The organism is Klebsiella sp. KPN54798 (assembly GCF_021184225.1).
Lineage (GTDB): Bacteria > Pseudomonadota > Gammaproteobacteria > Enterobacterales > Enterobacteriaceae > Klebsiella > Klebsiella pneumoniae.
Map to the genome: position 1 here is coordinate 1,124,153 of NZ_CP089234.1, position 15,219 is coordinate 1,139,371.

Consider the following 15,219-nt stretch of genomic DNA (forward strand, 5'->3'; position numbering starts at 1 on the left):
GCTTTACGCCGTAGCCTCAGCGACGAGGCCGTCCGGCACGGGCGGCACGGCGATACAATGTGCTGCGGGCGATACCCAGTATCTGCGCCGCCCGGCTGACGTTGCCGTTGACCCTGGCCAGGGTATCGACAATCAACTGCTCATCATGGGCCTGCAATCCCCCGCGCGGCAACGGCGCAGGCGCGGCGCGATACGCCTCCGGCAGCGCGTCGGGCGTCAGCGTGTCGCCCTCATCGGCGAGAGCCAGCATTACCTTCAGGACGCTCTGCAACTGGCGTACGTTTCCCGGCCACGGCAGCTGGCTGAGGTGAACCAGCAGCGCGTTTGAAAGCGTCACCCGGCGTGAAGCACCGCCCAGGTCGTGCCACAGGGTGGCGATAAAGGTTTCCAGCGCCGGCCACTCGCGCAGCGGAGGCAGCGCCAGGGCGTATTCCCGCAGGCGCCACAGCAGATCTTCACGGAATTCTCCGGCGCTGACCCGCTGGGTCAGGTTGCGGTGGGTGGCGCAGATCAAGGCGAAATTCACCGGCACGCTGCGACTGGCGCCCAGCGGAGCGACCTCTTTCTCCTGCAGGACGCGCAGGAGGCGGGTCTGCAGCGCCAGCGGCATATCGCCGATCTCATCAAGAAACAGCACCCCGCCGTCAGCCTCGCGGATTTTACCGATATAGCCATTTTTGCTGGCGCCGGTAAACGCCCCCGGCTGGTAGCCGAAGAGCTCGGATTCGATCAGCGATTCCGGAATGGCGGCGCAGTTAATGGCGACAAATTTACCGCTGCGCCAGCGGCTGTGCCGGTGCAACGTGCGGCTGACATACTCTTTGCCGCTGCCGGTTTCTCCTTCAATGCACAGGGCGATGCCGGCGTTGAGCAGCCGCAGCAGCTTTTCGCCTTCGCGCGGACTGGTAAAGGGGAGATGCATGGCCGGCGGGGCGCTTACCGCCACCCGGCGGCGGGTGGGCTCCCGCAGGCGATAGTGGTAGCGGCTCTGCGGCGTGGTCAGCGGCAGCGGGACGCTGACCGCCGTTTGCGTCAGCGTCGGAAAAAGCGAGGCAAAGGTGAGCTGGCCAAACTGCGCCGCGCTCAGGCCGAACTCGCGCATCGCCAGCCGGTTGCCGGCGGTGAGGACGTTGTCGGAAAAGACCAGCAGCAGCTCCTCGACGCTGTCGAGTTTGTCCACCTGCCGGTGCAGGCTCATCAGCCACTGCTCAGGATGCAGACTCTGTTTCACCCACAGATATTCAATTTGCTTTGCCGCCGCTTTTACCCAGCCAAAGGTGTGCTGGTGGGGAAAATTCGCCGGGCCGGAGATATCCAGCACCCCGGCGATGCTTCCGTCCGGTCGCTGGAGCGGCATCGCCGCGCAGTACAGATTCTGGTTGCGGGTAAGAAAGTGCTGACGGCCATCGATCTCGCAGCCATCGTCAATCGCCAGCGCGGTGCCGATGGCGTTGGTCCCGCGCCCGCTTTCACTCCACAGATTGCCGGGAGCCAGCGCCACGCGCTGGGCCTTTTGCAGCGCCTGGGTATCGCCGAGAGTATGCAGCACCAGGCCGTCGGGGTCGGAAAGGATCACCACCGACTGCAGGTCTGCGACCTGGCGCGACAGGGCTTCCACCACCGGCTGCGCCAGCTGCTGCAGGCCGCGGTGGCTGGCGAGCCGGTCCGCCAGCTCGCCGGCGCCGAGGCGGGGAAAATCCTCGGTGGCGGGATCCAGCCCGTAGCGCTGGCAGCGAGACCACGAATCGCTCAGCAGGGGATTCGCATTAACCTCTGGTGCGAGAAGAAAGGGATTGCCTGCCACAGGGCACCTCTGGGTCGATGTTGCTGTGTTGCAATATTGTAGCCATTTGGTGTATTTGGTGTTGCGATTTGCAACACATAAGTGGAAACCCGTGCGACAGTGGCTGACCATCTGCTCGGTTAGTGAAGGCAACGTATTAATAAATAAAAAATATTTAAAGAAAATAAAAAACTGGCATAACCCCTGCAAAGTGAGAAGCGTTCGGCGGCAAACTTAAAAAATCAATATGCCGCTGCGTCTCAACCCTACAGAAGGAGATTTGCGATGCGTTATGCACATCCTGGCCAGCCCGGCGCCGTGGTTTCATTTAAATCGGCTTACGGCAACTTTATTGACGGTAGATTTGTCGAGCCGCTGAGCGGCGAATTCTTTATGAATACTTCGCCGGTCGACGGCAGCAACATTGCGCAGTTTCCCCGCTCGGATGCCAGAGACATTGACTTCGCCCTCGACGCCGCCCATCGCGCGGCGCCGGCGTGGGGTAAAACCTCAGTGCAACAGCGCTCCAGGCTGCTGCTACAGGTCGCCGATCGTATTGAACAGCATCTGGAATATCTGGCGGTGGCGGAGAGCTGGGACAATGGGAAACCGATCCGCGAAACCCTGAATGCCGACCTGCCGCTGGCGGTGGACCATTTTCGCTACTTCGCCGGCTGCCTGCGCGCTCAGGAGGGAAGCACCGCCGAGATTGACGAAACCACGGTGGCCTATCATTTCCATGAACCGCTGGGGGTGGTCGGGCAGATTATCCCGTGGAACTTCCCGCTGCTGATGGCCGCGTGGAAGCTGGCCCCGGCCCTGGCGGCGGGGAACTGCGTGGTGCTCAAACCGGCGGAACAGACGCCGCTAAGCATTACCCTGCTGCTGGAGCTGATAGGCGATCTGTTCCCGGCCGGGGTGCTTAACGTGGTGCAGGGTTTCGGCAAAGAGGCGGGCGAGGCGCTGGCCACCAGCAAGCGTATCGCCAAGCTGGCGTTTACCGGCTCCACGCCGGTCGGGCGGCATATTCTCGCCTGCGCGGCGGAAAATATTATCCCCTGCACCGTCGAGCTGGGGGGGAAATCGCCCAACATCTACTTCGCCGACGTGATGGACGGAGAAGAGGAATTTATTGAGAAGGCGGTGGAGGGGCTGGTGCTCGGCTTCTTCAACCAGGGTGAGGTCTGTACCTGCCCGTCGCGGGCGCTGATCCATGAATCCATCTATGAGCCCTTTATGGCACGGGTCATGGAGAAGGTGGCGCAGATCCGCCGCGGCGATCCGTTAGATACCGACACCATGATCGGCGCTCAGGCTTCCCGCCAGCAGTTCGACAAGATCCTCTCCTATATTCAGATTGCCCGGGAAGAGGGTGGGCAAATTCTGACCGGAGGCGAGCGGGCGGCTATCGCGCCGGCGCTGGATAATGGCTTTTATATTCAGCCCACGCTGATTAAAGGTCGCAACGATATGCGCTCCTTCCAGGAGGAGATCTTTGGGCCGGTGATCGGGGTGACCACCTTTAAGGACGAAGCGGAAGCGCTGACCATCGCCAATGAGACCCAGTTTGGTCTCGGCGCCGGGGTGTGGACGCGGGATACCAACCTCGCCTATCGCATGGGTCGCGGCATTAAAGCCGGTCGCGTGTGGACCAACTGCTATCATGTCTACCCGGCGCATGCGGCGTTCGGCGGCTATAAACAGTCCGGCGTCGGGCGGGAAACGCACAAGATGGCGCTGGATGCCTATCAGCAAACCAAAAACCTGCTGGTGAGCTACGGCACCGCGCCGCTGGGCCTGTTCTGAAGTCCATCTCATTTCTGACCGATCCTCAGTCCGCAATCCATTCGGGTTGCGGATTTTTTTTACTTCAAAATAACCATGTGAAGATGGTGGCTATTTTGCCGGCGGCAGCGCCCATGTATTTATGTCACTTATGTATTGGCTTTCACTTGAAAATAAAAACACTTCCATAATAAGGGATTAGCGGGTGAAGGTGGCGCACCTTGGCGTCGTTTGTGTAGAAATTATGAATATTAATACCAGGAAAATTCCTAATTTTTGTGTACGCTCTGACGAGCGCACAATAAAACAAGACGAATTTTTGAACAATTGTCTTTAAATTTGTTAATTGAATTGATCTGTTGTTGTTTAAAGGTATTTGAATTTCTTTTGTATAGATATGTAAATTAACATTGAAAAGCCATTTCAAAAATTAAATATATGGCGAACATAGCTATTAACTTATAGTTAACATCTTCCCGGGTTGCCTTTTGATACTTCGGGTAATATATTTATTTCGCACATCAAAATAACTCTTTTTTCTTCTGTTTGTTATTTATGGCCATCTATTGGCGAAATAAGGCAGAGTAGAGGGGGATGTGCCTAATATCCTGCGGAAGGAACGCAATGTACATTTACAGGGAGGAGCTGACGAGCCGTTTCGCGATAGCTTTGGGGCTATTGTCGATGATGGAAAATATGTTCGTTAACGATGAGATAAATAATGAAAAAACAACCTCGCTTTATAACCATCCTCATAGGAGCGCTGCTTTCTGGCGTAGCCTTGCAGGCTACCGCGGCCAACACTATCAATCCTGACTCGGGCACCAGTTCGGAAGGCGCCGGCGGGCAGGTCATCTTCAATGGGTCAATCACCGACAGCTCTTGCAACGTCGATAGTAGTTCTAATGGCCAGAAGGTTGATCTGGGCAAATGGGCCAGCAACTATTTTACCGGCACTGGTTTTGAAACCACCAAAACCCCCTTCCATATCAAAGTGAAAGATTGCCCGGCCAGCGTGACTACGGTCGCCGTGCTGTTTGACGGCGCGCGCGATCAGTCTGATAACTCCCTGCTGGCCATCAACGGCGGCGCCAGCGGCGTAGCGATTAAGCTGTATGAGCACGATCGGTCGACGGCTGTCAGCCTCGGTAAAACGTCAGCCAAACAGACGGTCACTCCGGGTACCAGCGGCGGCACCGGCTCTGCCGACCTCGAGTTTTACGCCGACTATATCTCCACCGCGGCGACCGTGACGGCAGGTAAAGCCGACGGTACAGCTAATTTCAATATGATTTATAACTGATCTAATTGCGCGTTATTCAGAGTCAGCCCACTGCGTCTTGATTAATTACAGATAGCTAATGTGTTAATTGTCATGAAGTCACGAAATATATTCGTGACGGTATAGTTGTTTTTGCTAATTATCCCGTCGAGTACTGGCTCTGTTATTCACTGCTTTATTTTGTTGTCTGTTCAACTTTTACCTGATGGTAAGTCATGATGAAGAAAATAATTGCCGTTGCGGCTTTTCTGCTGTGCACCACGGCAGCGCAGGCCGGTATTGTCATGGGTGGAACCCGTGTGATTTATCAGGAAGGGAAGCGTGAAGCCGCTATTTCAGTCACCAATGCCGATACCCATACGCCCTATCTGGTGCAGTCGTGGGTGGAAAATTACGCGGAAAACGATAAGGCCAGGGTGCCCTTCATTGTAACGCCGCCCTTGTTCCGTCTCGATCCGGAGCAAAATAACGTTCTGCGGATTAACTTTATTGGCGCCTCGCTGCCCCGCGACCGTGAATCGGTCTTCTGGCTGAACGTCAAAAGTATCGCCCCGACGCGTCAGGGCGAGGTGAATAAGCTGCAGGTGAATATTAAATCGAAATTCAAAATCTTCTATCGCCCCAACGACCTGGCGGGCGACCCGGCAAAGGCCTGGCAGCAGCTGAAGTTTAGCCAGTCCGGCGGTCGGCTGACGGTGATAAATCCCACTCCCTACTTCGTCTCTTTTTACGCCGTCGAGGTGGGCGGGCAAAGCATCGACGATCCCGGCATGGTGGCTCCCTTCGGCGAGAAAACGTGGCCGGTGAGCGGGCACGGCACCGTCAAATGGCGGGCGATTAACGACTACGGCGGCGTCAGCGATTTCGCCCAGCAGTAATTCCCCTTTTTGATTAGCTTACCGGACGGCGCCAGCATGAAAAGAATAACAACAGCCAGGGTGCGGGAGTATGCCTTGTTGCCCGTTACCGCCGGGCGGGCGGTGGCGCTGGCGACGGTGCCGACGATGATGTTTTGTCTCAGTCCGTTGAGCCGGGCGATGGCCGACGACTATTTTGACCCGGCGGCGCTGGAGTTTGCTGACCCGCAGCAGCAAACCTCCGATCTGCACTACTTCGCCAAACCCGGCGGCCAGCAGCCGGGGACTTATCCTGTCACCGTGGTGGTTAATGACCAGGAGCTGGGTCAGGCTGATATCACGTTTGTTGACGATGGCGGGCAGCTGCGCCCGGTGCTGACGCCCGGTCAGCTGGCGGAGTATGGCGTCAACGTCAGCGCGTTTCCCGCCTTTCAAGCGCTGCATGAAGGCGAAACCTTCACCCGGATCGAGAAGTTTATTCCCGACGCCAGCAGTCGGTTCAGCTTCGCTAACCAGCGCCTGACGCTGAGTATTCCCCAGGCGGCGATGAACGTGCAAAGCCGCGGCTATGTCGATCCGTCGCGCTGGGACGATGGCGTGCCGGCCGCGTTTGTCGATTACTATTTTTCCGGCGCGCAAATAAAGAACGCCGACGAAGGGGAGAGCAGCCGCTCAAACTATCTCAATTTACGCAGCGGCCTCAACCTGGGCGCCTGGCGACTGCGCAACATCTCCTCAATGCAGTATGACCAGCAGCGCCGGCACTGGGATACCCAGAGCACCTGGCTGCAGCGCGATGTCCGCTCGCTGAAGAGCTTGCTGCGGATCGGCGATACCTATACCACCGGCGATGTGTTTGACAGCATACAGTTTCGCGGCGTCCAGCTGATGTCTGACGATGAAATGCTCCCGGACAGCCAGCGCGGCTTTGCCCCCACCATTCGTGGCGTGGCGCACAGCAATGCTAAAGTGACCGTCTCTCAGCACGGGTATGTGATCTACGAGACCTTTGTGTCGCCGGGGGCGTTCGCCATCAGCGATCTCTACCCCACCTCGCAGAGCGGCGATCTGGAGGTGAAGGTGACCGAGAGCAATGGCGCGGTGCGTACCTTTACCCAGCCCTATTCCGCGGTGCCATATATGCTGCGCGAAGGGCGCGGCAAATTCAGTCTCAGCGCCGGCCGCTACCACTCCGGGGGGGAATCGGTGCGCTCGCCGGAATTTCTGCAGGGCACTTTGTTCTACGGTTTGACGGCGGGATTCACCCTCTACGGTGGTACGCAGCTGGCCCGGGACTATCAGGCGTGGGCGCTGGGCCTGGGCCGCGGTTTTGGCGAGTTCGGATCGCTGGGAGGGGATGTCACCCAGGCCGTCACCCGTACGCCGTCGGGCAAGCGCTATACGGGCCATTCGCTGCGCGCTCAGTATCAGAAAAATTTTGTCAGCTCGGGCACTGCGTTCAGCCTCGCCAGCTATCGCTACTCGTCAAGCGGCTATTACGATTTTGCCGAAGCCAGCGCCCTTGAAAGCGCCCAGGGGCAAGTAGACAACCGGCGTCGCCGGGAAGAGCTGTCGGTGTCGCAAAGCCTTGGTGGCCTGGGCAGTCTGGCGGTTTCCGCCTGGTCGCAGGAGTACTGGCATCGGCAGAGTCGGGATGAGACGGTGCACCTTGGGTTCTACAGCGCCTGGAAAGGGATCTCCTGGGGCGTGGGCTATTACTACACCCGCGCCAGCGGCCAGCAAAAAAATGACCGCTCCTGGTCATTCAATATCAATATTCCGCTGGGTGGTCCGCTGTCCGACAGCGCGGTGAGCTACAACACCACCTCGGACAGCAATGGCTATACCTCGCAGCAGATGTCGCTGTATGGCGCGGTGCCGACGCGGCCAAATCTGTTCTACTCGGTTCAGCAAGGTTATGGCAACCAGGGACGAGGCAGCAACAGCAGCGCCTCCCTGGACTACCACGGCGGCTTCGGCAACGCTCAGATCGGCTATCGCCATGACGCCGCCAGCAACCAGTTGACCTGGGGAGGCGCCGGCTCGGTGGTCGCGCATCCGCACGGCGTCACCTTCGGCCAGACGGTGGGTGAGAGCTTCGCCATCGTCCGGGCGCCGGGGGCCGCCGGCGTGGCGGTGCAAAACGGCAACAATGTGCACACCGACTGGCGCGGCTATGCCGTGGTGCCCTCCCTGACCGCCTACCGGAAAAATGTCATTACCCTCGATACGGAGTCGATGGCCGACGACACCGACGTCGACCAGCAGGGGCAGACCGTGATCCCCGGCGGCGGCGCGGTGGTGATGGCCAACTACCAGACCCACATTGGCAACCGGGTGCTGTTTACCCTGCGCAATGCCCAGGGGCCGCTACCGTTTGGCGCCAGTGCGCGGCTGGTCGAGGAGGAGGAGAGCGGCAATCCGTCGGGCGGCATGGTGGCCGACGGCGGCCAGGTGTATCTCAGCGGTGTGCCGCAGGAGGGAACCCTGGCGGTGAGTTGGATCGTCAACAATCAGTCGCAGAGCTGCACGCTGCATTTTCATCTTCCGGATAACCCACAGCAGAGTCTGAATACGGTGAAAACCGTCTCCGGACTGTGCCAGACACGCTGAGGCGGCTATGAAATCTGTTTTTCGTCTACTTCCTTTCCTCTTTCTGCTGGGGCTGAGCGCCTATCTTCCCGGCGTGCGGGCTGAAACCTGCCGCGCAAATATCGGCCAGACCACGGTCAATATTCCTAATATCAAGTATTTACCCACGCTGCCGGTCAATACCCAGATGACCAGCGCGATGGCGGATAACGGCAGCGGGATCCCTTTTTCCTGCGACCTGCAGCTGCCGACGGCGAGCGCCAAACGCATCGTCTATAAGCAGCTGAAAACCGGCGGCTCGCCGATGGTGATTAACGGACAGCATGTCTACCCCAGCGCTATCGACGGCATTGGTTACGCCCTCAGCTTCCAGTGCGCCGGCGGCCCGATGCGTGCCATCGATGGCAGCCACTCCGCCGGCGGCGAGTCGGTGGTGGTATGCGACAGTGCGACGCTCCCGGCGCTGATGACGCAGCAGCAAACCACGGTGAGGATTGCGGTAACCTTCTATAAAACCGGAACGGTGCAACTGGCGGACGGGACGCATACCAACTCGCCGCCGCTGCCGCAGGTGGGGGAGATGACCATTGAACAGCAGACCAGCGCAAGCGCCAGCTTTGTCGCCAGCGCGCCGGTCAGCATCGATATCGCCGCCCTGAATGTGGACATTGGCAGCAGCGGCAGCTGCCAGGTAGCGACATCGACGATCCAGGTCAGTCTGGGTACGGTTAACCGGGGGGAGTTTCATGGCAAAGGGACTACCGGCGGCCAGGCGAAGCGCTTTTCGATTCCGGTCTTCTGTCCGACGCCGACCGACGTGCGCATCGGCTTTTTCGGCGTCAGCGTGGAGAGCGATACCCTGGCCCTGAGCCAGGCCAGCAACAGCGCCAGCGGCGTCGGCGTGAAGCTGACCTACGGCAATAACCCCGGTGCGGCAGTGCCCGACGGCACCAGCGTTAAGATCAATGAGGCCAGCAACTTGCCGATCCTGAAAAGGGTGACCGGCGCCAGCGCCGGTACCGCCGAGGCGATCAATTTCAACGCCCAGTATGTGCAGACTGACGCCACGGTGGGAGCCGGTACGGCCAACAGCATGGTGACTTTCGCCCTGGAGTATAACTAGCCTGGGGCGGCGTTATTCAAAGGTCACGGTGATTTTGGCGGTCGCGGAAAAAGGCCCCAGCTTCGGCGTTCTCGACAACCAGAGCAGCCCCGCCGTATAGGTGCTCGCGAGGGTCGCTCCCGTTGCCAGCGTAAAGTGAATCGGAGCATTCATCTCAATACGTGGAAGCATACTGGCGTTTGGCGAGATGACAATGCCGAAGCCGCTGTCCGGCTGCGGCAAAATAATGGCGCTCTCCTGTATCGTATTAGTGGTGCTAAACGTAGCAAGCATAGCTTCGGTCCCGCAATCACTGCCGTTACCCTGCTTGACCAGACCATAGGTGACGGTAAAGGGGCGTGTTTTTTCATAGTAGCCCGGTCGGGCGTTACCGGCAGGAATATCGCCAAAGTTAATTTCGCTTGGCGAAATAGATACCGTGGGGACGCAGGCCATTGTTCTGATACGGTTCAGGCCGGTAATGAAAAGATTATAGTTGGCGCCAGCGGTGCCGTTACGTAGACCGCCTTGGCCATCTACCTGAAAAAGCGACAATTTTAGGTTATCGTCTATTTTACCATCCCCGGTCACGCTGCGGCCCGTCGAGATGATATAGACCTGGTAAACCAGGCTGAATGTCTGCCCTATGGCCGGGGACTTACAGGTATTCCCGCTTTTATCACACAGCGTCGCCGGGCCAATCTCCACCGATTTTTTATTTTGTAGCAGATAGTCGATGCCGTTGTAAGTAATGCCTACCTGGATAAAGTTGGGCAAGCTGCTGGCTTTATTTTCCGGATCCAGCCAGAAATAGGCGCTTTCACCGTTCGGAAAATTATCGGTATCTTCGCAACTGAAGGTGGCGGTAATAGGACTGGAGACCCATATCTTTTTATTGGCAATAAGCTCGCTGCTGGAGACTTTAATGATGCTCTCGATATTCACGACTTCGCTGATCGTGGACGAGGTGGTCTTGCAGGTCAGCGCCTGCGCCGGGAAGGCGCTCAGCATGAACAGAACGGAAAGCCATGTCAGAAATAACGTATCGCTAAGTCGGCGCATAATTACCTCGAGGGGGTTACTGTGCAGATTAAGGATAATTCACGCCAGGCCGTCGCCTGCTGAGGCTTCTGGCGCAGTTCGGGCAGGGTGATTTCGCAGCTTTGCTGGTGCGTTTCGCCCCATTTTATCTGCAGTTTTTCGCCTGAATCGACTCCGCTGACATAGACATCTCCTCCCGGGCCGACCAGACCATTGCTGATCCCACTGGCGCGATAGAGCTCGGCGCCCAATGGTGGATAGCTGCCGTCGGCGAGGGTGGTATGGATCAGCACGCTATATCCCCGGAACGTATCAAAGCGCACCCGGGTAATTGCCCCGCGGGTAGGCACGGTATCCGCCACTGCGTTAGGGACATCAAGAAAGGCATCGAAGTCCTGAGGGTTGAGCGCGACAGAATTGACCCGATAGGGAACGCTTTGTGGTACGACAGCGTAGCCGAAGGGATCGATGCGCACGCCGGTCTGATTCTCTATCCCTACCCCCTGAGCGTCTTTGGCTTCCACCAGCGCAAAGGTTGAGCCCAGCGGTTGCGAGAGGGTAACGCCGCCGCGGTGTGCCACCACGCCGCCGCTCAGATTCAGACTCGCCTGACGATGGCTTTTGCTGTAGGCGTAGCCGGTATACAGGTTACCGTACTGGCCGAGATAACCCAGGCTGGCGCTGTTGGTGCTATGGCTGGTGTCATCATAGGCGCTGGTGACGGCCCAGCTCAGGCGATCATCATCGAGCAGCGTGCCGTTTACCCCAGCCTGCCCGGACGTGCCAGACGATTTACTGTGGGCGAGGGTAAATGCGGTATTGATCCGGCGGTTTTCTTGCAGAGTAAAAGGGATGGAAACGCGCAGTGTGATGCTATTGTCGTCATGGGTGAAGTGGCTACGCGTATTCTGATAGTACAGACCATAGTTCACGTTATGGATAGTGCTGTTAAAGCCCGCCTGCAGAGAGATATCGCTTCCTGAGCTATTCCAGTAATTTTGCTGGCTGAAGTTAAGGAAGAAAGCGCTGTTCTTACCGAGAGTTTGCCGGGCAGAAATATCAAAGCGATGCTTTTTATTATAAAACCAGGACGTGTAATAGTGTTGGGGAGCGCTTGCCTGCCAGCTTTCGTCTTCGTCAGAGGGCCAGTAATCATTTTCGTACAGGCCATTGTGCCAGCGTCGACGCTCGTTAACCGCATCGCTGAGGCTATAATAACCTGCCGTTGAGTAACGGTAGCCCGCGATTTGAAAGTCGGTCTTGCTTGATAAAAAGGATTTAGCATACAGAAAACGCACGCTCCCTCCCTGCTTGCGCTGGCCATTCGCCAGCGTCGTTCCCGCCAGCGTATAGTCGGCTGAGAGGGCGCCAATCTCCCCCAGATTGCTACCGACGCCAAAGGCGCCGGCGCGATAGTTCTCCGCTGCAAGGGCGCCACCGTACAGTGTGAAGGTATTATTCAGGCCATAAGAGAGCGAGCTTTGCATCAGGGCGGGGGCATAGCCGTCAGCGCCGTCATGATACTTACCCGCCGACAGCTGATAATTCCATTGGCCTGCCCGCACCAGCTGTGGCAGGGTGGTGTAGGCGACAGTAAAGGTCGTCTGGCTACCGTCGGCTTCAATGACGGTCACGTAGAAATCACCGCTGCGGTTAACGGCGCTGATATCATTTAGCTCAAAGGGCCCGGCTGGGACGTTCTCGCTGTAAATCAGATAGTTGTTCTGCCGAACTTCCACCCGGGCGTTGCTGTTGGCCACACCGCGAATGACCGGCGCGAAGCCGGTCTGGCTGCTGGGGCGCATTTCGACATCGGTGCCAAGCTGTACGCCGCGAAACTGGACGCTATCGAAGACGCTGTTGTCGGTACTGGTCTGGCCGACGACAAGCCGGCTGCGCCAGGGAATGATGTTCGTTTCCGCCCAACTGGCGATGCTTTGCCACTTATCCGCCTGCCCGCTGAACTTATTCCAGTAGGCATTATTGCGCAATCGCCACGATGCAATATTGATCCCGCTGTTTAGCGAAAGATATTGATACTGGTGGCTGCCCCCGTCGCCATTATTGGCATCGGTAGAATAGCTGTAGTTGACGAAAGCAGCGTTAATACCTTCATCAAAGCGCATGGGGGAAACATAGTCACGGGGATAGTGCTCGATATATTGCTGAGGGATATGAATGATCAGCTGATGATTAGCGATATCCAGCTGTTGCTCTGCCTGGCGGATCGTCTGCGACAGCGCGAAACAGGGCTGGTGGTCATCGTCAATCTTGACGCCATAGCGGATATATTCCGCCGCGCTCAGGCAGGGGGCCAACCCGCCATGTGCGCTATCCTCTGAGAAGCGAACGGGGCGGCTATCCACCAGCAGATCGTTAATGTAAATATTAACGTCATAGGTGCCCGGCATGACGTCGCCATCGCTGGCGACAAACTGATTAAAAGCCAGCGGGTCGATGCCGTTCACAAACTGGGCATTATAGCGTTCCGCGCTGTCTGCCGGTAACGTGATGGAGATTAACCATGCGCTGGCAAAATAGCGTAATTTACTATCGTCCATCACTCTATCTCCCTAAAGAGGTGCGACGTTTATTTTTTTATTGGAATATCAACAACGGCGCCGTAATCATTAATATATTTCATTTTATGCAAGCGCTGCATGCTGGCGATATTGACAGCGTGATGACTGTACGGCAGCAACATAAAGTTTTTCAGAGGATAGATTTTGCCTTTGTTGTCGATCGCCTCGGCATTAATAACCGTAATATGCAGTGGACTGTTGTTAGTAAAAGATAACGTGTTAGCGCTTTGCTGCCACTGCAGATTTTCAACGGCTTTGGGCAGCGATGTGGCAATCCCTTGCGGGCGATAAAATAGTTTTAATCGGGTGCGAATCGCGAACTGCAGGATATTATTTTCCTCAGGCGCAGGAGGGACCTCCTGAATATTCACCCAAAACAGACTTTCCCTGTCGGCAGGAAGACCGGTTCCTGAGTAAATAAAGCGCAGTTGTGCCGATTGCTCGGGGCGTAATTTGACCAGGGGCGGCGTTGCCACAATGGGTAAGCCGCTGCTGGGGGTCTCCGGACCCGTATCAAGCCAGGTCTGGACGATATAGTTTTTGCTGCTTCGGTTGTTAATTTTCAGACTGGCCGATTTATCTTTGCCCGAATAAATAACCCGTGAGGCATCGATGGTAATGGCCGCCTGGGTCTGAAAAGCCAAAGCGCCTATGATCACTGCCAGCAGCGTTTTCATATCTTACCCCTTATCCGCGTCGTGCCGTCCCTGGCCAGGTGTTATTCCTGCATAATGGTAAACCGGGCGGTCGCATTGCCGGCGCCAGCGTCGACTTCGTCTGTATCCCAGGTGTAGTAATAGGCTTTCAGGTAGAAGGTACCAGAGCCTCCATCGGCATCGATCGTAATACTCGGGTCGACGGTGGGATCGAAAGGTTTATCGAGTGTGACCGGGGTATTATTGCGGTCGGTTAGCTTAATGCCGACTTTTTTAGCCGAATTCGGATCCGTATCGAGAGCCAGTATGTTAGGGATAGGCGCCTCGGTGGCTGAAGGTCCGTCGAGCACAATATAGTACGTGCCCTTTTCACAATCGCTGACGCTAATATTGACCCCAACTTCTGGCCCGGTGCCATTGGTACCATTTTTTAATTTAGACAGCGGAACAGAGCCCATCGTAACTTCAATGACACCGTTCTTATCGGCACCTTCCAGTTTGCAACTTGAGTTGACAATTTTACCGATAAAATTCAGCGTACCGTCCGCCGCGGCGGCATAGTGTGAGGTCAAGCCGACGAGTGCCATTGCCAGGCAAAGTGATTTCATTTTCATAGCCAATTCCTTCTGTTGTGACCCAGGGAAGCTAATAGCCAGGCATACTCATTGACGCTGCATAAGCCGTTAGCTCTGTTGTTGTGATAGCCATAAAGCGAACTTATCCCCCCTCCAGGGAGTGCAGGAAATGATACAGGCCTGCAATATTGCGGACATTGAGTTTCTGGTAGATGTTTCTCCGATAGTGACTGATCATCATATTGCTAAGGTCGGTGGCCTGAGCAATTTTCTTATTATTTAAACCTGAGATGATATAGGGGAGAAGAGAGTCCTCCTGTTTCGTAAGTTTAATATTGACATAACTGTCCAGCGAGCTAATTGTTTTTCTGAACACTTTAATACAGCGATGATCAGACGCATTCTGTAAGTATTTCTGCAGCCGTTGGGTAACATCTATATAATCAAGCACGATCGTCGAAATAGAGTTTATGATAATGTTTTCGACTGGATCGGCAAGAATCTCACTTTTAACGACAAAAACGATATCGCCATGAATGATCTTTTTTTTACGATAGAGCAGTGCGGCTAATTGTTGAATGTCCGGGTGGCTATAGTCCACGATAATGGTTCTGGCTATGGTTAGACTTTTATCATTCACGTCAGAAATATTATCCAGAAACAATGTTTGACTATACCGACGTTGAGCACTCATGGTCATGTTAACCAGAGACCGGATGCCGTTAATAAAAAATTTATTGGCGGAAATGATAATAATCATAATGTATTTCCTTATACACTGCTTCTGTAACCAAGTATTACTGCTGGAGAGGAAGGGAGTAAATAAGATGATAAGCAGGATCATTAGAAAAATCCTAATGAAAGATGTTGCATGAAGTGTTTTTACTTATTAATCAGAAGGTTATAATTTAAGATTCAACTATTAACGCATAAGAGAAAAGTAAAATAAACGATAATAAATAAT

General features: G+C 55.7%; 11 protein-coding genes. 5 read left to right on the forward strand and 6 right to left on the reverse strand.

The features are described 5' to 3' along the window. Positions 1 to 16: 16 nt before the first annotated feature. On the reverse strand, positions 17 to 1,804 hold the full coding sequence (locus LPQ25_RS05590) for a sigma-54-dependent Fis family transcriptional regulator (RefSeq protein ID WP_014907055.1): 1,788 nt from the start codon (positions 1,802 to 1,804) through the stop codon (positions 17 to 19). A 264-nt stretch (positions 1,805 to 2,068) separates the two neighbouring features. On the opposite strand from LPQ25_RS05590, the gene exaC reads away from it, so the two are divergent. The 5 genes from exaC (at position 2,069) to LPQ25_RS05615 (ending at position 9,422) form a co-directional block, all read left to right on the forward strand. Beyond that, positions 2,069 to 3,589, forward strand: a complete 1,521-nt coding sequence (gene exaC, locus LPQ25_RS05595; RefSeq protein WP_014907057.1) for an acetaldehyde dehydrogenase ExaC — start codon at positions 2,069 to 2,071, stop codon at positions 3,587 to 3,589. A 700-nt stretch (positions 3,590 to 4,289) separates the two neighbouring features. Beyond that, on the forward strand, positions 4,290 to 4,871 hold the full coding sequence (locus tag LPQ25_RS05600; RefSeq protein ID WP_004145710.1) for a fimbrial protein: 582 nt from the start codon (positions 4,290 to 4,292) through the stop codon (positions 4,869 to 4,871). A gap of 194 nt (positions 4,872 to 5,065) precedes the next feature. Continuing rightward, complete coding sequence (locus tag LPQ25_RS05605; RefSeq protein WP_004180976.1) at positions 5,066 to 5,728, forward strand: fimbrial biogenesis chaperone; 663 nt, start codon at positions 5,066 to 5,068, stop codon at positions 5,726 to 5,728. Between the two features lie 36 nt (positions 5,729 to 5,764). Then, entirely contained in the window at positions 5,765 to 8,320 is a 2,556-nt protein-coding gene (locus tag LPQ25_RS05610) for a fimbria/pilus outer membrane usher protein (RefSeq protein ID WP_015875106.1), read from the forward strand. A gap of 7 nt (positions 8,321 to 8,327) precedes the next feature. Further along, positions 8,328 to 9,422, forward strand: coding sequence for a fimbrial protein (locus LPQ25_RS05615; RefSeq protein WP_004180974.1), 1,095 nt, complete (start codon positions 8,328 to 8,330; stop codon positions 9,420 to 9,422). Positions 9,423 to 9,434: 12 nt separating this feature from the next. Here the strand turns inward: LPQ25_RS05615 and LPQ25_RS05620 are convergent, their stop codons facing one another. From LPQ25_RS05620 to LPQ25_RS05640, 5 genes are all read right to left on the reverse strand, one after another. After that, positions 9,435 to 10,463, reverse strand: a complete 1,029-nt coding sequence (locus LPQ25_RS05620) for a fimbrial protein (RefSeq protein WP_004180973.1) — start codon at positions 10,461 to 10,463, stop codon at positions 9,435 to 9,437. A 2-nt stretch (positions 10,464 to 10,465) separates the two neighbouring features. Then, the gene (locus tag LPQ25_RS05625) at positions 10,466 to 13,003 is read right to left on the reverse strand and encodes a fimbria/pilus outer membrane usher protein (RefSeq protein WP_014907061.1); all 2,538 of its coding nucleotides are present in this window, start codon (positions 13,001 to 13,003) and stop codon (positions 10,466 to 10,468) included. Between the two features lie 29 nt (positions 13,004 to 13,032). Then, positions 13,033 to 13,701, reverse strand: a complete 669-nt coding sequence (locus tag LPQ25_RS05630) for a fimbrial biogenesis chaperone (RefSeq protein ID WP_009486158.1) — start codon at positions 13,699 to 13,701, stop codon at positions 13,033 to 13,035. 41 nt (positions 13,702 to 13,742) lie between these two features. After that, entirely contained in the window at positions 13,743 to 14,294 is a 552-nt protein-coding gene (locus LPQ25_RS05635; protein WP_014907063.1) for a fimbrial protein, read from the reverse strand. Positions 14,295 to 14,397: 103 nt separating this feature from the next. Next, positions 14,398 to 15,015 carry a LuxR C-terminal-related transcriptional regulator gene (locus tag LPQ25_RS05640; RefSeq protein WP_234599501.1) on the reverse strand — a complete coding sequence of 206 codons (618 nt, stop codon included), beginning with the start codon at positions 15,013 to 15,015 and terminating at the stop codon, positions 14,398 to 14,400. Positions 15,016 to 15,219: the final 204 nt, after the last annotated feature.